Origin of the sequence: Massilibacillus massiliensis (assembly GCF_900086705.1) — a bacterium.
In the GTDB taxonomy this organism is placed as follows: domain Bacteria; phylum Bacillota; class Negativicutes; order FLKF01; family FLKF01; genus Massilibacillus; species Massilibacillus massiliensis.
On sequence record NZ_LT575483.1, the window covers coordinates 2,824,175 to 2,843,175 of the forward strand.

General features: G+C 39.0%; 19 protein-coding genes. 14 read left to right on the top strand and 5 right to left on the bottom strand.

The window, feature by feature from the left end; translation table 11 throughout:
- Window positions 1-38: 38 nt before the first annotated feature.
- From BN6559_RS13580 to BN6559_RS13615, 8 genes are all read left to right on the top strand, one after another.
- Complete coding sequence (locus tag BN6559_RS13580; RefSeq protein ID WP_110955228.1) at window positions 39-476, top strand: hypothetical protein; 438 nt, start codon at window positions 39-41, stop codon at window positions 474-476.
- A 187-nt stretch (window positions 477-663) separates the two neighbouring features.
- The gene (locus BN6559_RS13585) at window positions 664-1,332 is read left to right on the top strand and encodes a hypothetical protein (protein ID WP_110955229.1); all 669 of its coding nucleotides are present in this window, start codon (window positions 664-666) and stop codon (window positions 1,330-1,332) included.
- Window positions 1,333-1,364: 32 nt separating this feature from the next.
- The gene (locus BN6559_RS13590) at window positions 1,365-2,228 is read left to right on the top strand and encodes a LamG domain-containing protein (RefSeq protein WP_110955230.1); all 864 of its coding nucleotides are present in this window, start codon (window positions 1,365-1,367) and stop codon (window positions 2,226-2,228) included.
- Window positions 2,229-2,821: 593 nt separating this feature from the next.
- Window positions 2,822-3,739 (top strand): gp53-like domain-containing protein, encoded by a 918-nt coding sequence (locus BN6559_RS13595; protein WP_110955231.1) that lies wholly within the window; start codon window positions 2,822-2,824, stop codon window positions 3,737-3,739.
- Between the two features lie 150 nt (window positions 3,740-3,889).
- Entirely contained in the window at window positions 3,890-4,435 is a 546-nt protein-coding gene (locus BN6559_RS13600) for a phage holin family protein (RefSeq protein WP_456060752.1), read from the top strand.
- Window positions 4,436-4,446: 11 nt separating this feature from the next.
- Window positions 4,447-4,962, top strand: coding sequence for an N-acetylmuramoyl-L-alanine amidase family protein (locus BN6559_RS13605; RefSeq protein WP_110955233.1), 516 nt, complete (start codon window positions 4,447-4,449; stop codon window positions 4,960-4,962).
- A 58-nt stretch (window positions 4,963-5,020) separates the two neighbouring features.
- Window positions 5,021-5,458 (top strand): hypothetical protein, encoded by a 438-nt coding sequence (locus BN6559_RS13610; RefSeq protein WP_199884003.1) that lies wholly within the window; start codon window positions 5,021-5,023, stop codon window positions 5,456-5,458.
- A 185-nt stretch (window positions 5,459-5,643) separates the two neighbouring features.
- Window positions 5,644-6,870, top strand: a complete 1,227-nt coding sequence (locus BN6559_RS13615) for a fibronectin type III domain-containing protein (RefSeq protein ID WP_110955235.1) — start codon at window positions 5,644-5,646, stop codon at window positions 6,868-6,870.
- Window positions 6,871-8,157: 1,287 nt separating this feature from the next.
- On the opposite strand, the gene BN6559_RS13625 is transcribed toward BN6559_RS13615, so the two are convergent.
- The gene (locus tag BN6559_RS13625) at window positions 8,158-8,640 is read right to left on the bottom strand and encodes a YbaK/EbsC family protein (protein WP_110955237.1); all 483 of its coding nucleotides are present in this window, start codon (window positions 8,638-8,640) and stop codon (window positions 8,158-8,160) included.
- A 162-nt stretch (window positions 8,641-8,802) separates the two neighbouring features.
- Here BN6559_RS13625 and BN6559_RS13630 point away from each other — a divergent pair, with 162 nt between their 5' ends.
- Window positions 8,803-9,141 carry a LysM peptidoglycan-binding domain-containing protein gene (locus BN6559_RS13630; RefSeq protein WP_110955238.1) on the top strand — a complete coding sequence of 113 codons (339 nt, stop codon included), beginning with the start codon at window positions 8,803-8,805 and terminating at the stop codon, window positions 9,139-9,141.
- 18 nt (window positions 9,142-9,159) lie between these two features.
- Here the strand turns inward: BN6559_RS13630 and BN6559_RS13635 are convergent, their stop codons facing one another.
- Entirely contained in the window at window positions 9,160-10,044 is an 885-nt protein-coding gene (locus tag BN6559_RS13635) for a LysR family transcriptional regulator (RefSeq protein WP_110955239.1), read from the bottom strand.
- A gap of 177 nt (window positions 10,045-10,221) precedes the next feature.
- Here BN6559_RS13635 and BN6559_RS13640 point away from each other — a divergent pair, with 177 nt between their 5' ends.
- The 5 genes from BN6559_RS13640 (at window position 10,222) to BN6559_RS13660 (ending at window position 16,409) form a co-directional block, all read left to right on the top strand.
- Window positions 10,222-10,746: a 4Fe-4S dicluster domain-containing protein gene (locus tag BN6559_RS13640; protein ID WP_110955240.1), complete on the top strand. Its 525-nt coding sequence runs from the start codon at window positions 10,222-10,224 to the stop codon at window positions 10,744-10,746.
- A 13-nt stretch (window positions 10,747-10,759) separates the two neighbouring features.
- Window positions 10,760-12,172, top strand: a complete 1,413-nt coding sequence (locus BN6559_RS13645; protein WP_110955241.1) for a [Fe-Fe] hydrogenase large subunit C-terminal domain-containing protein — start codon at window positions 10,760-10,762, stop codon at window positions 12,170-12,172.
- 79 nt (window positions 12,173-12,251) lie between these two features.
- Window positions 12,252-12,752 (top strand): 4Fe-4S dicluster domain-containing protein, encoded by a 501-nt coding sequence (locus BN6559_RS13650; RefSeq protein WP_110955242.1) that lies wholly within the window; start codon window positions 12,252-12,254, stop codon window positions 12,750-12,752.
- Window positions 12,753-12,773: 21 nt separating this feature from the next.
- Window positions 12,774-14,903, top strand: a complete 2,130-nt coding sequence (fdhF, locus tag BN6559_RS13655; RefSeq protein WP_267886733.1) for a formate dehydrogenase subunit alpha — start codon at window positions 12,774-12,776, stop codon at window positions 14,901-14,903.
- A 156-nt stretch (window positions 14,904-15,059) separates the two neighbouring features.
- On the top strand, window positions 15,060-16,409 hold the full coding sequence (locus BN6559_RS13660) for an MATE family efflux transporter (RefSeq protein ID WP_110955244.1): 1,350 nt from the start codon (window positions 15,060-15,062) through the stop codon (window positions 16,407-16,409).
- An 83-nt stretch (window positions 16,410-16,492) separates the two neighbouring features.
- Here the strand turns inward: BN6559_RS13660 and BN6559_RS13665 are convergent, their stop codons facing one another.
- The 3 genes from BN6559_RS13665 to BN6559_RS13675 all read right to left on the bottom strand — a co-directional run bounded on the left by BN6559_RS13665 (window position 16,493) and on the right by BN6559_RS13675 (window position 18,795).
- A complete protein-coding gene (locus BN6559_RS13665) occupies window positions 16,493-17,416 on the bottom strand; it encodes a M20 family metallopeptidase (protein WP_199884004.1) in 924 nt (307 codons plus the stop codon).
- A gap of 261 nt (window positions 17,417-17,677) precedes the next feature.
- Window positions 17,678-18,127 carry a YjiG family protein gene (locus tag BN6559_RS13670; RefSeq protein WP_110955246.1) on the bottom strand — a complete coding sequence of 150 codons (450 nt, stop codon included), beginning with the start codon at window positions 18,125-18,127 and terminating at the stop codon, window positions 17,678-17,680.
- The gene (locus BN6559_RS13675; RefSeq protein ID WP_110955247.1) at window positions 18,127-18,795 is read right to left on the bottom strand and encodes a nucleoside recognition domain-containing protein; all 669 of its coding nucleotides are present in this window, start codon (window positions 18,793-18,795) and stop codon (window positions 18,127-18,129) included. The genes BN6559_RS13670 and BN6559_RS13675 overlap by 1 nt, the downstream gene beginning before the upstream one ends.
- Window positions 18,796-19,001: the final 206 nt, after the last annotated feature.

The following is a 19,001-nucleotide window of genomic DNA, read 5'->3' on the forward strand; positions in this document are numbered from 1 at the left end:
TTTTTGTACGGAGGCTAAATTAATGGAGGTGTCAAAAATTGATAAAAAAATTATTATTATTGGTATCTGCAGTATTCTTATTATTAGCTTCGGAATATGGTACCTGTTCGGCCCAAGAACCGATGTATCAGATGTCCGAAACGGAGTTGACAGAGTTGCAAGGAGTCTTCAGTCAGCTAAAGAGCAACAACAACGAGCTGCAGAATCAATTGAAACAATCAAAAGAGGACTTGAAAGCGGCGCAAAGTCAGTTGATCATATCGAAGACGGAGTTGACAACGCTAAAAAATCAGTTGATTCAGCTGCAGATCGAATCGACGAAAGCGAAAAGCTCACTGGATCAAGCGAACAACTCATTGAACGAGGCGAATCAATCCTTGCAGCAATTCGCCAAAGAGGAAAAAAGTAAAATTATAAAATTAACGTGGCAACGAAATTTATTTGCGATTGCTGCAATATATGGAATATTGAATTGATAAAAAATCCGGCATCGGTACAGTAAAATGTATCGATGCCGGATTTTTTTTATTTTAGGTGTTTAAAAATCGAAGTTAAAAGAATGTATATAGGTGAAAGCTGATATACAGGACAAAACAAATTGAAAATAAGAGGTTCGGTAGTTATGTTGGTTTTCAAAATAAATTATTTATGGAGGAATGTAAAATGGCAACAGTAGGACAACAATTATTAGCACCGGAAGAAGGTTGGAAAAGAGTTGAGGAGACAAATTCTAATATAATTTATAATGGATCAGGATGGGTTTCTCCAGCGAAAGCCGAGGTTGGAATTTATTCTGGTGGCACAATGAAGGAGAGCAAAGTAACTGGCGATAGCGCACAGTTTAACTTTCGGGGAACTAAGTTACGAATGATTGGGGATAGATATCAAGACAAGTCATCATCTATTTTAGTTTATATTGATAATCTTCAAGCTGGAGTAATAGATCAATATATTTCTAAAAGTGAAGTTACCCAAAGTTTAGATTTTGAAGTTAAAGAATTAGAAGATAAAGAACATAGTGTGAAAATAGTGAATGATGGGACAGGATATTTTGCTATAGATGCAATCGACATTGATGAAACTGGCGAACTTTTACCATATAATCCAGATGATAAATCAGATCAAGTATTATTGAGAGTAACGATGCTTGATTCAAGCGAACGAGAGTACCGTTTAGCTATCAAAGAAGTAGAAGAGTTTGTTAATTGGTATAAACGAACACTTGGAACAGGAGACTCATGTTATGAATTAAGTGATATTGTCGATAACAGTAAAGAATATTTAGCTTTCGAAAAAATCATTAGTTTTAAAGTAATACCATTGAACAATTAATTATTAAATATTAAATATTGGGGGTAGTAATTATGTATAAATTAGACGAATATACAGTATCTTTATTACATTTTAATGAGGATTTTAAGGATGAAACGGGGAAGGTTTGGACGGCTAATGGGAGTCCGGTAATATCAGCGGATCAAAGTAAGTTTGGTGGGAAAAGTTTATATTTGGATGGGAGTAGCTATTTGACAACTCCGTATTCCGATCATTTTAATTTTGGCACCGACGATTTTACTATTGATTGGTGGGAATATAGAAAGGGTACTTCAAGTGCTAATCAAGTAATTCTTGGGAGTAGTAATACTAATGGGGTTCTTAAGCGTGTTTTTTCTATTGGGCATAGTGGCGATATTACAAGTCATGGTGATGTAACATGGTGGATGTCATCTAATGGGACAACATGGGATATAGCATCAGGTAGACCAATGGGAAGTGCTATTTTTGGTGCATGGACACATTATGCATTGGTTCGTCATTCTGGAACTTTTTATGCTTTTCAAAATGGTATTTTAAAAGATAGTTTAAATAATTCATCAACAGTATTCAGTTCTGATGAGACTATAAATATTGGTTTATATAAAGCAGCGCAATTTTTCAATGGCTATATTGATGAGCTTCGTATTTCAAAAGGAATTGCTCGTTGGACAGAAAATTTTGATCCAGAACCAGTTAAAAAGAATTGTTTATTGCGTATTACAATGAATGATTCCAGTGAACGTGAGTACGAATTAAGTATTTCTGAGGTAGAAGCCTTTATTACTTGGTGTAATCGTACTGTTGATACGGGAGACGCATATTATGTATTCGATAAAACGGTTGGTTTGCAAAACAGTAAAGAATATTTGTTCTTCGAAAAGATCATTAGTTTCGAGGTAATTGAAATCTCATAATTAAAAAGACGGAATCTAGGTACAATCTCGTACTTAGATTCCGCTTTTTTGTCTAAACTTTAAGTAAAAAACTAATCAATCAAACAACTAACTGACAGCCTGTTGACAGCCTATAAAATTTTTTATTTTTAGATATGACTAGTTATACATAGTAAAAATCTTATTTTTATAAGAAAAACACTATAAAGCAGGCTGCCAAAGGGCTTGAAAAACTCCTAAAATAACTCGAAATCAATTGTACCGCAAGGTACCGAGGGTTCGAATCCCTCCCTCTCTGCCATTAGTAATCACAAGGCCTCGCGTGGCTTTTTTTGTTGCTGCTAGTTAACGTCCTTTAGAGGACGTTTTTTTTTTATGCCCTTCTGCGAATTGTAGCAATTAATCTTAAAAGTAGATAAAAATTTAAATGCCTGCTTTTAAATCAATAGATAAGAAAAATAAAATCACATATCTAAAATAAATTTAATTTTTGTGTTTAAAAATTGTTCCTAAAAGAATGTATATAAGTGAAAGCCGATATACAAGATAAAAAATTTGAACGTAAGAGGTCTTTGGCTATATTGGTTAAGATAAAATTTTAGGGGGATTTTTACATGAGTAGAACAGTAAATGTGAATGAGGAATTTGTAGTTGTTTCAGAAGGGAAAAAAGACATTGGCAAATTTGCGGTATTAGGGAATGATGGTAAATTTGATCCAAGTGTCGTTCCAGAGATTGAGAATTTACAAGAACAAATTACAAAGGAAGTTACAGAAAGAACGAAAGCAGATAAAGAGCTTCAAAAACAGATCGAGGCAGAAGCAGCGGCTCGTACAGACGCTGATACTAAACTGCAAGACAATATTGATATGGAAACAAAAGAAAGAAAAGAAGCCGATAAAAATTTAGAGGACAAGCTTAATGCGGAAATCACTGATCGTATCAACGAAAATAGAAAGTTACAGGAAGCTATTGACGTTGAAGCGAATGCAAGGAGCTCAGCAGATAAAGATCTTCAAGATCAAATTTCTAAAGAAGTTGTAGCAAGAACCACCGGGGATTCAGAATTACAATTGAAATTGGATGAGGAGTCTAAAACGAGAGGAATAGCAGAGCAGCAGTTACAAGATCAAATTAATAAAGAGGTTACAGATCGCAGTAATGCAGATGAAAAAATACAAGAAGATCTCCAGGCAGAAGTTAGTGCCAGAGTTAAAACAGATGAAAATTTACAAGAGCAAATTAATACTTTATCTCAGATGGGGAGTGTAACTGGTAGTCTAACTGATCATGGCTGGACTAAGTTGCCAAATGGTTTGATTTTTCAATGGGGTAAAGGTGGAACTGAGGAGTGGACGACAATCAATTTTCCTGTTCCTTTTCCGAATAAATGCGTTAGCGTCGAAGTTAATACAATTGCGTCGGGGAAATCATCGAGTGGGTTAGATTATGTTTATAATGTATCAAATGTTAGTTTTTCTGCGTTAAGTTGGAAAAATCAAGAGTATTATTGGTTTGCTGTTGGATTCTAAGCAGAAGCTAATCAGATGTCATTATATGTACAGATAGTGAAGAAATAATACTTTTAAGGGGTGGAGAGAAATCTTCACTCTTTTTATTTCTTATGTGTTTAAAAATAGCAGTTAAAAGAATGTATATAAGTAAGAACTAAAAATCAAGGAGTGATTATTTTGAACTTTAATGAAGTATGGATATCGATATGTAAAGCGATTCAAGGATTGCTGGATGTATGGGTGATCAAAGCAATGATTGCTTTTGTAGTACCGATTTTAACCGGTATTCACGGCAGCGCTTTAACTGCGTTTGTTACATTAGTATTTATTGATTTGCTAACAAGATGGATCGCAATCTGTTACGAGCACTTATCTGAAAATGCGCAATCAACCGATTTATTTAGCTGTATAACAGATATACCAAAAGCAATTCGTGAAGGGTATATTAACAGTAATGCTATGAAGCATCGTTTTACTGGGAAAATCTTAGTATACGTAATCTTAACAATTGTCGCAGTCAAGGCAGATGAATTAATCGTTGTTTCAGATGAAAACCCTGTCTTGTTAAAAGCTACATGGGTGTACTTAGCTATCACCGAAGCAATCAGTATCCTTGAGAATCTTCGTGATGCAGGGATAGAACAGGCAAATGATTTACTTAATTTCTTACGTGACAAAGCAAGTCTTACTTTAAATAAATTTAAAAACAGATAGGAGTGTTGAAAATGAAAATTTGTATTAATGCAGGGCATTACCCTGGTCTAGATAGCGGCGCAGTAGGAACCTTTCTGCAGGAGGCAGACGTAGTGAAAAATATAGGAGAAATCGTATGTAGGGACCTAGAAGCAGTTGGTTATGAAGTTTTATTCGTACAAGAAAATGAGCTTGCAGATATCACGAGTGCCAGCAATTCATTTGGTGCCGATCTGTTTGTATCAATTCACTGTAATGCGGCAACGAATAAAACTGCAAAAGGAACAGAAACGTTTTGTTATAGACAAGGCAGTGAAGGTGAATCCTTAGCTTCTTACATTCAAAATCAAATTGTAAATTCACTTGGTACTGTCGATCGCGGAGTCAAATACTCGCAGGGTTTATATGTTTTAAAACATACAGAATGTCCAGCTGTGTTAGTTGAAACTGCATTTATCAGTAACTATGACGATGAACAATTGCTTGCGAATAGACAAGCTGATTTTGCGCATGCAATAGCAAGAGGCGTGACCGATTATTTTGCATAGGGAATTCTAACGAATCAGAATTTTTTAACGGAGGTTAAATTTATGGAGGTGTTGAAAATTGATAAAAAAACTATTGCTATTGGTATTGGCAGTATTCTTATTGTCAATCTCGGAATATGGTACTTGTTCGGCCCAAGAACAGATGTATCAGATGTCGGAAGCGGAATTGACAGAATTGCAGGAGATCTTCAGTCAGCTAAAGAGCAACAACAACGAGCTGCAGAATCAATTGGAGCAATCGAAAGAGGACTTGAAAGCAGCACAAAATCAGTTGATAATATCGAACACGGAGTTGACAGCGCTAAAGAATCAGTTGATTCAGCTGCAGATCGAATCGACGAAAGCGAAAAGATCACTGGATCAAGCGAACAACTCATTGAACGAGGCGAATCAATCCTTGCAACAATCCGCCAAAGAGGAAAAAAGTAAAATTACAAAATTAACGTGGCAACGAAATTTATTTGCGATTGCTGCAATATATGGAATATTGAAATGATAAAAAATCCGGCATTGGTACAGTAAAATGTATCGATGCCGGATTTTTTTATTTTAGGTGTTTAAAAATCGGAGTTAAAAGAATGTATATAGGTGAAAGTCGATATACAGGACAGGCAAAATTGAAGATAAGAGGTTCGGTAGTTATGTTGACTTTCAATATAAAATAAAAGGAGTTTGGTAAAAATGGGAGTTCCTGAAACAACGGGAGTACTGCGTAATTCAATTGATGAAATGCAGGTAGGAGATTATATAAAATGTTCAGTGCAACAAGAAGATGGTAAAATAGATTATAAAGTTGGATCGGAAGCTGATGAGTTAGACGAAATTGATGTTAATACTCCACCGACATCAGCGAATGGAGTATTTTATTTTCTAAAAGTTGATGGGAATAGATTGTTAGCGGATAGAAGAATTGTACAGCGTATCAGTTATTCCGATCTCGATACAATGGGATTAGTTAAAGGAGGCACAATGAGATGCCCAACTCAAGAGGAATTTGCAAAATATATAACCAATAGCACACTTGATGGAAAAATAAGCAAGCAAAGCACGAGTGTTTGGCATGGAACTATTGAACCTATTAGTGAGTATTGTGATTGGAAGAGTCCAAATTTCCATTGGAAATATCCTGAGATATTATCAGATGATATTTCGTCAGGGCAAATTAGTAGCGATGGTATAACTTTTAAGGCTTCTGATAATGTATGTATAACTGTATGTAATATGAGTGGGGCAAAATACAGTGATATTGCCCATCAAATGAGATGGCATTACTCAGCAGGAGATAGTAGGAGTATGTATATTCCGGTATATTATGATAAAAATTTTACGCATTTAGATAATAAACCCGATAAAGGCTATACTGATACGATGTCTGCTGTTACCTTTAGGCCATTGTTGGAGATTAATTCTGATACATCGGTAATATCCCCAACAAACTTAACTGCCACAGCAGGCGATTCACAAATCGTTTTGACATGGATCGCTGTTGACGGAGCAACCAGTTATATCGTAAAACGTTCTACGACATTGGGTGGAACATATGAAACGATTGCCACTGGTGTCGCTGATACCAGCTATACAGATATTAATGTGACGAATGGAACTACATATTATTATGTGGTGGTTTCAGTAACTGCCGATAGAGAAAGTGACAATTCAAATGAAGCTTCTGCTACACCAGTTGCGATGCCTGTAGATGATAGCAAAGTATTATTACGTATTACAATGAACGATTCCAGTGAACGAGAATACAAAGTAATACAAACCGAATCGAATAACTTCATAGAATGGATTAATAGCACTGGCAGAATCGGTGATAACTGTTACAAATTTGCAGATGTTATTGATGAAAGTACGGAGTACTTGATTTTTGAAAAGATCATTAGTTTTAAGGTGATTGAAGTTTAATAAGTAATTGAGCAGCGGCAACTAGGTACAACATTGTGCTTGGTTGTCGCTGTTTTTCATTAATAAAATTCTTTATTAAAACTAACCAATCAAACGACTAAGTGATAGCATATAATTTTTTTATTTTCAGATATGACTAGTTATGCATAGCAAGGATCCTTGTTTTAAAGCTTCGTATTATGAAGCAAGATGCCAGAAGGGGCAGAAAAGCCCTATTCTAAATCGAAATCAATTATATTTCGGTTTTTATTCGCATAAGGCTTTATCTGTTTGATGTAGAGCTTTTTATGTGTAGAGATGTATTCTTATTCATAATAGGATAACTAGTGATGGCGATATGATAAATATATCAAAATTTCTCATTAACAAAATTTCGTGATATTACGTGAAAGCCTGCTAATAATGATCCGGTCAGGTTTCCTATAAGATCAAGATCTGTATCTAGTAAACTAGGTTGGCTTGGTGGGGAGGGATGCGAGAAAGTGTCAGTGAGAAATTCGGAAATTTCATAGATGGCGCCTAAGCTTAAACCAAGGCAGATGACGAGAATGAATTTAATTTTTTTGTCTATTAGATTTGCTTGCAGTTGCATTACTAGAATGTATGTAAATAAAGAAAAGGAATATGAACCGAAAATGTGTAGCGCTTTATCAAAAATAAAAGAGGACGAATAAAGATCAAGAAATATACCGAAATATGCATCAAAAAAAATTGACAGTACCATAAGTACACGGATGTAAGTGTTCATTTTAAACTGGTATTTGAGTTCTAAAAGGGTATAGATTATCCAAAGTGAAGTAGTTATCACGACGCTTCGCAGATGGTCATAACGATTTATATGGACTAATCCAATCATAATCATAATTTGTACGATTAGAAAAACTAAGGTGATTGTGTATAACGATTTATTAGATTTAAGCACAGTTATCCCCCTAATTCGTTGATCGTATGAACATAGATCTATAAGAAATGTTCGTAAATGCATACGGTTACCAGTTTGTTCACTCCGTGTCGAAAATATACATTTTACTTTATTTATAGATTTAGATGAATGTATGTTGTGTGGTCAGATGAACCGTAACATTGGCATAAAAATGAATATTTTAATTAGTGCATTAAAGGATGGCTTAAGATTAAATTTACATGGATGATACAAGCGTGGTTAGCTCAAATATAGTCTGATTAGAATTATGATTTTAATCAACAAGTTTAATTGTATATGGGATCGTTTTGAATCGTAAATCAGTGAAAGAGCTTATCTCATTTTGAGATAAGCTCTTTCTTAGTTCACGGTTCTTTTGCAATTTTTACGAAGGGGGGGTTGACGATGCGGATATAGTCGTCTAGTTTCATGAAAATTGATTTTGTGAGTTCGCCGGCGTTGAAAACGATTTCTTCATTTTGTTTGACGAGAGGGTCAACGATAAGCGGGAGGTTTTCTTGAAAAGAAAAGGGCGGAATGGCGCCTATTTCACATTCTGTAATTTCTTTTGCGTTTTCTTTTGGCGCGAAGATGACTTTGGGGGCATTGGTATATGTTTTTAAAGCGTCTAAATCCAGCATTTTATCACCGGGAACGATGGCTAGATAATATTGCTTTTCTTTTTTACTCATTTTTGCCATGATAACAATGGCTTTCATTGCTTGACTTGGCTTGTTACCGCGAATTTTAGCGATTTGCTCACTGCGTCCTTCTGCTTCATGGCTGCAAAGACGATAGGTGCAGTGATGTTCTTCTAAAAGTGCAATTAGTTTTTCATGAATGGTCATAGCTATGCTCCTTTTGTTAGGTTGATAAGAATATTTTATTTCCTTCTTGGCGTATATGCAAGGCAGACAATATTTTTGTATAATAAAAAGGAATACAGTTATGCGATGCGTGTGTTATTTTAATAGGATTATATTTAATTCAGGAGATTTGGGGCGTTAGTTATGAAAAAGGACAAAGTAATGCGGTGTTTATTGGGCTTGATTTTAGTTGGTATTGCCGTGTTTGTTAGTATGTCATATATTAAGAGTTTTCATGGGGAACATGCACTGCCTGGAGCAAGTGTGGAATTAAAGACGCGAGAAGATGCCACGAAAGAGGAAAAGAAGGCAGAAAAGATAGAGATTAAATATTATGTGACTGAACATGATACTTTGGAGAAGATTAGTTATCGAATGTATGGAACGGGATCATATGCAGAGAAAATTGCGCAATATAACGAAATCAGTGATGTGAATAGAATCAATTCTGGGGATGTTTTATTTATTCCAATAGAAGAATAGGTACAATCGTAGTAAGGTTTAGAGAGTATGGAGTGTCATAAAAACATCAAGAAATTTTTGCCCGGCAACGGAGAGCGGTTGATTGCGTTTCCAAATCAGTGCGGCATTGAGTTTAACGATGGGATCAACGATCGTACAAAAGGTGATATTGGGGGTAGGAATCATGCCGATGGCTGAGGTTGGTACAACGGCAATGCCAACGCCGGCGTCGGCCCAAGCAAGAATTGGCATGATATCATCTGCTTGGCAAAGATAGTTTGGAACAAAGCCGATTTGCTGACAGTGTTCGGTCAAAATTGTTTCATATTTTCGATGGATCATGAGTGGCTTTTCAGACAGATCCTTTAAAGACAGATAATTTGTTTTTGGAAAGCTGTCCAGCATATTTGTATGTAAAGCAGCAACTAGAGGCTCTTTTGGCAGTCGGATCATATTAAAATTTTCATTGTCAAAGGAAAAACGAACAAGGCCAATTTCAACGATACCTGCGTTGATTAATTCGATAATGCGTATGGATTCGCCGTCCCAGAGTTCAAATTTTAGGTTTGGATATTGTTGGTGGAAAATATTGGCGACTCTTGGGAGAATTGTCACGCCGCAAGATGAGGCCGTACCAATCGAAAGTGTGCCGTGATTTCCGTCTTCCAGATATTTAACTTCAGTTATGGCGGTGTCCATCAGTTTTAGCATTTGTTCGGCTCTGTTACGGAAAAGTTTTCCCGCTTTTGTCAGCTCGATTTTACGTGGTCCACGTTTAAAAAGCTTGCAGCCTAGTTCTTCCTCTAATTGTTTGATGCTGCGGCTTAAGGGCGGCTGTGCCATATGGAGTTTTTGGGCAGCGCTAAGTATACTGCCTTCTTGTACGATGGTTAGAAAATAGGTGAGTTCTCGCGTATTGATCATAGAAAAAATCCTTTCTAAGCGATAAAACTATACTTTAAAAGTATAAAAGAAGTATTTATTAAGTATTATTAGTATAGCATGGGATCGTGTATAATTAAAATACATAAAGATGTTCTTCGTCAAGGAGTTTGAGGGAGAGCTACTTGTGTATTTTTTTTTTATTGGAGGCAGGAAAAGTTGGAAAAGAAGTTACGATCTTTTGTGTATGCAGACAAAAGTAAGTGTATAGGCTGCAGGGCCTGTGAAGTGGCATGTTCTTCTGTGCATTCTGGTAAAGCAGGGCAAACGTTAGGGAATGTACAGGGTGAAGTTATGCCGCGGCTTTTTTTTGTTCGAACGGAAAAAGAAGCGATGCCCGTGCAATGTCATCACTGTGAATCGGCACCATGTCTAAAGAGTTGTGCCGGTGGCGCCATCCATATTTTTGAGCAGAAAGTGGTTGTTGATGAAGCATTGTGCAGTGGCTGTAAAAGTTGTGTAGTTGCTTGTCCTTTTGGTGTGATTGAAATTTTACAAGCGAAGAATAAACATGGATTTGCCGGAAAGTGCGATTTGTGTTACCAGCGTGAAGCAGGTCCGGCATGTGTAGAAGTTTGTTCGGCACAGGCTTTACGGCTAGTGGACCCGATTGCAGACGCAAGACAAAAAAGAGCTTTCGCCGCGCAAAGCTTAACAGTGTTAAGTCAAGGTTTAGAAGGATAGGGGGATTTCTATCATGGGAAAGCAAGCAGAAATAAATATAGATCCGGTGCTTTGTACGGGGTGCCAGCGTTGCAGTGCTGTTTGTCCAACGGCTGCAATCGAAGGGGATGCGGGGGTAAGTCAAAAGATCGATCAGCAAAAATGTGTTCGTTGCGGGCAATGTGTGCAGATTTGCAGTGCATATGCTTCTAATTTTGAGCATAGTGCAGATGCGATTGCGGAGATGAAAAAGATGCGTGGTTTACCTGCAAACTATCATGGTCCTGTATTTGCCGCACATTATACAGGTGTTTATACAAAAGTGAAACAAACTTTAGCGCAAAAAGATCGTTATAAAATGGTACAATGTGCGCCGGCAGTGCGTGTGTCACTCGCAGAAGAATTTGGAATGGAATTTGGGGCGTTGACTCCGGGTAAAATGGCTGCTGCACTGCGTTTGGTTGGATTTGATCAGGTGTATGATACGAATTTTAGTGCCGATTTAACCATTATGGAGGAAGCGGAAGAACTTTTAGATCGTGTGCAAAATGGCGGTGTATTGCCGATGTTTACGTCGTGTTGCCCTGCCTGGGTACGCTTTGTAGAAACAAAATATCCGGAGCTTATTCCTCATTTGTCCAGTTGTAAGTCACCGATGCAGATGGCTGGTACGATGTTTAAAACATATGGTGCAAAAAAGCTGGGGATGGATGCGTCGCGTATTTATAGTGTTGCTATTATGCCTTGTACTTGTAAAGAGCAGGAGGCAGAGCGAAAAGAAATGGCAGACAGCGGATATCAAGATGTGGATGCGGTGCTGACTACAGCGGAATTGGCTTATTTGATCAAAGAGGCTGGCATTGATTTTAACACTTTGGCGGAGGAAGCGTTTGATCTGCCGCTCGGATTTTATTCGGGTGCAGGTACTTTGTTTGGTGTTACCGGTGGTGTTATGGAGGCTGCTTTACGGACTGCGTATGAACGGTTGATGAAGAAAAAATTGACAGACGATAAAATGCAGGGGCTGCGTGAAGGCGGCAGTAAACAAAGTGTTGAACTGAATCTGAACGGTCTGCAGTTGAAAACTTGGCGCGTTGCCGGTTTAAAAGATGTTGAGCCGATGCTAGAACAGGTAAAACAGGGGAAGGCTGATTTTCAATTCATGGAAGTGATGACTTGTCCGGCAGGGTGTATTAGTGGTGGCGGACAGCCGAAATTATATTTAGGCAATAGAGTACAGGAGGCGTATGACAAACGTCGGGCTGGTTTGTATCAGCATGATCAAGCGTTAGAAGTGCATACTTCTCATGAAAATCCACAGATACAGCTCCTTTACCGAGAATTTTTAGGAGAGCCATTAGGGCATGTGTCGCATAAGCTTTTGCATACGAGTTATCAAGCGATGCCAAAGCAAGTTGGTTGCACTGGCAATGATGAAAAACGCTAGGTAAAGAGAATCGTTTGAAATAAAATCGTGTAGCGGAGTTACATGGTAAATTTATTACATATACGGAAGGAAGAGAGAGATGAATGATTTTGTAATCGCGGATCCGGGAAAATGTATTGGCTGTCAAACTTGTGAAATAGCTTGCGTGTTGGCGCATCAAGAGAGGCCGGATTTGGATGCTTTGACACCGGAAAATTTTGCTGCGCGTCTGACTGTCGTAAAAACAGCGAATATTACAGCACCTATTCAGTGCCGCCAATGTGAGGATGCACCTTGTGCGAAAGCTTGTGTGAAGGGTGCTTTGGTACAGGGCGCACATTCCGTAGAGATCAAGGAAGAAGAATGTATTGGTTGTAAAGCATGTATGCTTGCTTGTCCTTATGGTGCAATTGAGATCAGAGTGAATAAAGAAACGAATAAGCTCAGTGTTGTTAAATGTGATTTGTGTAAGGGAAATGAAAATGGCCCGGCATGTATTGGGGTTTGCCCGACGAAAGCGTTGAAACAAATCAAGCACGACAATTTTTCTAAGCAGATCATGCGTAAACGTAAATATGCAGCTGGATTTATGCAAGGATGAAAGGAGTAGAAGGATAAAATGATGAAAAAAGTAAAAACAATCTGTCCGTATTGTGCAAGTGGTTGTGAAATTCTTTTTACGGTGGAACATGGTGAAATTGTTTGTGCAGAACCTGGTCAGGGGCGCAATAATCAAGGAGAATTGTGTTTAAAAGGTTACTATGGTTGGGATTTCTTAAAAAATAATAAACGTATGACTTCTAGGTTAACAAAACCAATGATTCGTCGTACACGGGAATCTGAACTTGAGGAAGTGTCTTGGGAAGAGGCGATCTCTTTTGCTGCGACGCGATTACAAGAAGTGAAGAAAGAATATGGACCGGATGCAATTATGTGTACGGGTGCAGCCAGGGGGCCAGGGAATGAAGCAAATTATGTCATGCAGAAGTTTGCCAGAGCTGTAATTGGTACAAATAATATCGATCATTGTGCACGTGTTTGTCATGGTTCTTCTGTTGCGGGGTTAGAGCTTGCTTTAGGGAATGGGGCAATGTCAAATTCAATTCCGGAAATTGAAGATACGAAATGCGTTTTTGTGTTTGGTTATAATCCTGCAGTTTCGCATCCGATTGTTGCGCGGCGTATTCTTAAGGCAAAAGAAAAGGGTGCTAAAATTATCACGGCTGATCCGCGTTTCAACGAGCAGGCAAAAATTTCTGATTTATGGCTGCCACTGAAAAATGGTACGAATATGATTTTGGTAAATGCATTGGCGTACGTTTTGCTTACAGAAAATCTCTATAATAAAGACTATGTGGAAAAGTATACAGAAGGTTTTGATACATACAAAAAAATCGTAATGGATTACAGTCCGGAAAGTGTAGAGGAAGCTGTTGGTATACCGGCAAAAGAAATTCGTGCGGCGGCGCGGATGTATGCAGCTGCACCGAGTGCTACGATTCTTTGGGGGATGGGCGTTACGCAATTTGGTCAGGCGGTTGATGTTGTCGAAGGATTGGCATCGCTGGCACTTTTGACAGGAAACCTCGGTCGTCCAAATGTTGGTGTTGGCCCTGTTCGCGGACAGAATAATGTACAAGGATCTTGTGATATGGGTGCCCTGCCAAACGTATTCCCGGGTTATCAATCTGTGGAAGATGAAGCGTATCGGAAAAAATTTGAGAAGGCATGGGGCGTGAAACTGCCGAAAAAACGGGGCGTCTGCTTGACGGAGGTGCCGCATTTAGCCAGAGAAGGAAAAATAAAAGCGTATTACATTTTCGGTGAGGATCCAGTGCAGAGTGATCCGGATGCCAATGGAATACGGGCGGCTCTGGAAAAAATGGATTTCGTCATTGTACAGGATATTTTTATGAATAAAACGGCATTATATGCGGATGTGATTTTGCCGGCGACTTCCTGGGGAGAACATGAAGGCGTTTATTCAGCGGCTGATCGTGGTTTTCAAAAGTTTAATAAAGCGATAGAACCTAAAGGGGATGTAAAGCCGGATTGGGAAATTATTTCGCTTATGGCCACAGCGATGGGATATCCGATGCAATACAAGAATACGGAAGAAATCTGGGATGAACTTCGTAGCCTTTGTCCGCTCTATGCCGGTGTATCTTATAAAAAACTGGATACGCTTGGCTGCATACAATGGCCTTGTGTGGATGAAGCAGATACAGGAACACCTTATTTGTATGAGGGAAATATATTTACGCGTCCAAACGGTAAGGGACTTTTGTTTGCGGCACCGTATCGTAAACCGAAAGAAATGCCGGATGCGTCCTATCCATTCGTTCTTTCGACAGTGCGTGAAGTCGGACATTATTCTGTGCGTACGATGACGGGAAATTGTAATGCACTTAGAATTTTATCGGACGAACCGGGCTATATTCAGGTAAATGATCAAGACATAGCACGTCTCAACATCAAAGATCAGGAACTGGTGTGGGTTGTTTCTCGTCGTGGGAAGGTAATTGCCAGAGTTTTATCAACCGAGCGTGTGAATCGTGGGGCCGTTTATATGACCTATCATTGGTGGATCGGTGCTTGTAATGATTTAACGATTGAACATTTGGATCCGATTTCTAAGACGCCGGAGCTAAAATATTGTTCAGTGAATATTGAAGCGATCGAAGATCAAGAATGGGCAGAAAACTATGTAGTGAATGAATATAGTACGTTGAAGAAAAAAATGGGCTGTTAAACTGGATTTTGCTATACCGTGGATTCTTGTATATCTCTGTAGCTTTGTACGTTTGATAAAAATGGCAGGAGAGCATTGCTAATTTGTAATTAGGGTGTTATAATCTTCTAATCTTATCTAGATAAAGGATAACGTACTTAAGGGGAAACGTAGTATATGCAGAGTAATATAGGTCCTAGTAAACAATCGATCGTAAAGATGAGCTGGCCGATTTTCGTTGAAATCTTTTTACAGATGCTCGTCGGCAATGTCGATCAATTTATGATCAGCCAATATTCACAAGTTTCGGTTGCGGCAGTTGGCAACGGCAATCAGATTATGAATATTATCATTATTTTACTTACAGTGATGAGTACAGCGACAACGATCTTGATTGCGCAGTACTTAGGGGCAAAAAACAAGGAAAAGATATCGGAAGTATGTACGGTTTCGCTATTGTTTAATGGTTTATTTGGATTTGTTTCAAGTGCTCTTTTGATTTTATTTCACCGTCAGCTGTTTCATTGGCTGCAGGTACCGGATGAAATTATGGAGGAAACGAGTATCTTTTTTACCATTATGGCAAGTGGGATTACAGTACAAGGTTTGTATTTTTCGTTTGTTGCTTGTTTTAGAGGTCATTCATGGATCAAAGCAACCATGGTCATTTCAAGTTTGATGAATCTGATGAATATTTTTGGTAACTGGCTTTTGATTTATGGCTTTTGGAAGGTGCCGGCAATGGGCGTTGCCGGTGTGGCAATTTCAACAACGGTAAGTAAGGTCATTGGCTTGATCTTGATTTATTATATCTTCAAGCGCTATTTAAAGGTGAATCTTTCTATGAAATATTTAAAACCGTTTCCTTGGGAATCGCTAAAACGTATTTTATATATTAGCATTCCGTCCGGCGGGGAAACGCTGTCATATCAGTTATCACAGACGACGATTATGAAAATGGTAAATGCGTTTGGGTTAGTTGTAATCAATACAAAAGTATATGTATATATTGTTGCAACCTTTGCGTATATTTACGCGTTGGCGATATCCTCGGCATTGCAGATTGTGGTTGGGTATCTGATCGGTGGTAATCAATTTGAAGAGGTCAGTAAAAAAGTTTGGTATACGATGCGAATTTCTTTAATGGCATGCACGGGACTGACAGTGGTGCTTTATCTGTGTAGCGATTATGTTTTAGGGATTTTTACGACAGATCCGGAAGTTCTAAAACTCGGTAAGACGATTTTATTTATTGAAATATTTTTGGAAATTGGACGGGCGATTAATATCGTCATGGTGCGTGCTTTGCAGGCAGCCGGTGATATTAAGACCCCCGTGACTGTCGGGATTATCTGTATGTGGAGTATTGCAGTGGGACTTTCTTATCTGCTCGGTATTGTCATGAATTGGGGCATTGTTGGCATATGGATTGGTATGGCGGCAGATGAATGTGTCAGAGCGGTTATTTTCATTTATCGTTGGCGCAGTAATACTTGGCGAAATAAAAAGCTGATTGAAACGACTTAGCGAGGGCTAGGTATGAAAACGACGAAGCTGGTACTAGAAATCATTTTCTAGTACCAGCTTTTGTTTTACCTTTTGGTGTACGTTTATTTTAGTTCGTGTACGATATAATCGATTGTACGCATTTGAAGTTTTAGACGAGGTTCTACGGAGTGGGTGTCCAGCCATTCTTTACTGCTATGTCCACCTGCACCGACCGGACCCATTCCATCCACGGTTGGGATACCAAGTGCGGCGGTTAAATTGCCGTCGGAGCCGCCGCCGGTTTCTACCCAGTTAAAGTCAAGATTTAATTCTTTCCCGAATTTTGATATGGTATCGCAAAGTGCCAAGGTTTCGTTGCTTGGCAGCATGACAGGGCGGCTGATTTCTCGTTCGTACGTAATTTTCGCACCACCTGCGGTAAAGGAGTTTTTTGCAAGATCTTGTATGGCTGTTTCAATACGGTCCGCTTCTGCCGGTGTTTTAAAACGAATGTCGACTTCGGCTGTTGCTTGATCAGGGACAACGTTGACGGCAGTTCCGCCATGGATTATACCTACATTAACTGAAGTGCCTACGGCGTAATTGCTTAATTGATTTAATTGGATGATCCAGTGTGCAAGTTCATTGATTGCACTTGATCCTTCCTGCGGATTGACACCCGCGTGTGCAGCTGTGCCGCTTGCAGTTACTAGGTATCGCCCGACCCCGCTGCGGAGTTTTACCATATCACCGTTTTTTCGTGCGGCTTCGATGACCAATGCATAGCTGCATTTTTGGGCAGTCTCTTCGATAAAAGGGCGCGAATAAATGGAGGAAAGTTCTTCATCGCTATTCAGCAAGAAGCAAATACGGGAGTCTTTTAACTTACCGAGTTGTTGCAGTTCCATCAAAGCGTAATACGTCAGGAGGAGACAGCCTTTCATATCGCTGACGCCGGCACCTGTGACGATACCTTTTTCATCGATTTTATAAGGCCTTTGGGCAGCGGTTCCTTCTGGAAATACGGTGTCCATGTGGCCGAGCAATAAAAGTTCATACGTGTCGTCGGGGCAGTTTGTGATTTTTAAACAAGGGCCTACTTTATCGCTGACTTCGACTGTTTCGACGTGCCAACCCGCTGTTTTGAATTTTTCGCTGAAAAATGCAGCGACTTTTTTTGTGCCGGAGGGGGTATAACTTCCGCTGTCGAAGTTAACCAGATATTGTAAATTGTCAAGATAATCATTTAAGTTGAAAACGTTCACCAAATCAGATCCTTTCGTTTGTGGATAAATTCTCGTTTAATTTTATGCGAAAAATCGCATGACGAGCATAGAAAGTGCAGCATTTAAGATGCAAATACCAAGTAGAACGGGGTAATGACGGCTTGGAATACCAGCAGTGCCGAGCAGGCGTCCCATATATTGCACTTGTGCGCCCATCAGAAAAATTGCTGGGATAAGGATCGTTACATGCTCCTTGGTTAAAATTCCTTCATTGAAAAGACTGGCACAGGCACCGACTCCACCGCCCATAGCAAGCCAGGCGCTTAGAAGAACGGTTACACCTTCGCCAGGCAACCCAAAGATCGCCATAATAGGGGCAAAAACTTCACCGAGAAATGCAAGCAGACCGGTAATTTTTAAGATCTCAATAAAAACAAATGCCATGACGAGATTTGGGATGATACTGTTGAGGTTGATATGAAGACCTTTTTTAGCACCTTCGACAAAGATGTCGATTAAAGATTTATTCATTATTTTACAGCCTCCTCGCTAAAGCGTTTCAGATAAATTCGCATGAGATTTGCACCAAATATTTTAAAAGCGAATAAAACGACAAGTGGCAAAATGATTGGTACAGTTAAAGCGGCAAAGAGTGCTGAACCAGTTGCTAGGTAATTGGTAATGGTACCGCCTGCACTGAATTGAAATTGGCAGAAAATCAAACGTTCTTTATCGGTGATCTGATTTTCTGTGCGAAGCGCTTTAGTCATTCCCGCGCCGGCATCCGTGCTTTGTAGACTTGAAATGAGAGCGAGCCCTGCAATGCCTGGAATCCCAAGTAATGGGCGGAGAATTGGAGTGAGTAATTTTTGTGCGGCTTTCAGTCCTTGCAAATGGGTAACGATTTCAACGACACCGAGAGCCAGCATAACGCTTGGTGCCAGGCTCAGTGCAAATAAGAAGCCATCACGTGCGCCAAGCCCTGCCTTTCCGGTAAATGTAGTAAGTCCGCCATTTGGCGCTTGGACAGAACCATATTTTCCAAGCAACGCACTAAAATCGAGTGCTTTTAATGCACCGCTGGCGCTGTTGAAAATGCCTGAGAAAAAAAGAATGGCAAAAATGAGTGCGACAAATCCATACCAAGGTACAGTAAGTTTTGTCGATTCGGAGGTAGTTTGCTGTTGTTGTTCCTTCATAAAAATCTTCCCTTCGATGTTTTGTCCAGAAAAATTCTGGAGTTGTTATTGTATATATGCAAATTATGTGCCAATAATTTTTATTTATATAGAACGACATGAAGGTTAAAAATAGTGCTTTTATGTCTAAATAAAGTTTTATAAAAGAAAGGAAAATGCTATACTATATCTTAAATTGGTGGAATGAGTCTAAAAGGTTTAACCAA

Excerpts from the sequence above, each read along its gene's own strand:
- BN6559_RS13670 (WP_110955246.1), bottom strand. The coding sequence starts at position 18,127 with ATGAATAAATCTTTAATCGACATCTTTGTCGAAGGTGCTAAAAAAGGT.
- BN6559_RS13585 (WP_110955229.1), top strand. The coding sequence starts at position 664 with ATGGCAACAGTAGGACAACAATTATTAGCACCGGAAGAAGGTTGGAAA.
- fdhF (WP_267886733.1), top strand. The coding sequence starts at position 12,774 with ATGAAAAAAGTAAAAACAATCTGTCCGTATTGTGCAAGTGGTTGTGAA.
- BN6559_RS13630 (WP_110955238.1), top strand. The coding sequence starts at position 8,803 with ATGAAAAAGGACAAAGTAATGCGGTGTTTATTGGGCTTGATTTTAGTT.
- BN6559_RS13675 (WP_110955247.1), bottom strand. The coding sequence starts at position 18,795 with ATGAAGGAACAACAACAGCAAACTACCTCCGAATCGACAAAACTTACT.
- BN6559_RS13590 (WP_110955230.1), top strand. The coding sequence starts at position 1,365 with ATGTATAAATTAGACGAATATACAGTATCTTTATTACATTTTAATGAG.
- BN6559_RS13635 (WP_110955239.1), bottom strand. The coding sequence starts at position 10,044 with ATGATCAATACGCGAGAACTCACCTATTTTCTAACCATCGTACAAGAA.
- BN6559_RS13605 (WP_110955233.1), top strand. The coding sequence starts at position 4,447 with ATGAAAATTTGTATTAATGCAGGGCATTACCCTGGTCTAGATAGCGGC.
- BN6559_RS13595 (WP_110955231.1), top strand. The coding sequence starts at position 2,822 with ATGAGTAGAACAGTAAATGTGAATGAGGAATTTGTAGTTGTTTCAGAA.
- BN6559_RS13660 (WP_110955244.1), top strand. The coding sequence starts at position 15,060 with ATGCAGAGTAATATAGGTCCTAGTAAACAATCGATCGTAAAGATGAGC.
- BN6559_RS13650 (WP_110955242.1), top strand. The coding sequence starts at position 12,252 with ATGAATGATTTTGTAATCGCGGATCCGGGAAAATGTATTGGCTGTCAA.
- BN6559_RS13645 (WP_110955241.1), top strand. The coding sequence starts at position 10,760 with ATGGGAAAGCAAGCAGAAATAAATATAGATCCGGTGCTTTGTACGGGG.
- BN6559_RS13625 (WP_110955237.1), bottom strand. The coding sequence starts at position 8,640 with ATGACCATTCATGAAAAACTAATTGCACTTTTAGAAGAACATCACTGC.
- BN6559_RS13615 (WP_110955235.1), top strand. The coding sequence starts at position 5,644 with ATGGGAGTTCCTGAAACAACGGGAGTACTGCGTAATTCAATTGATGAA.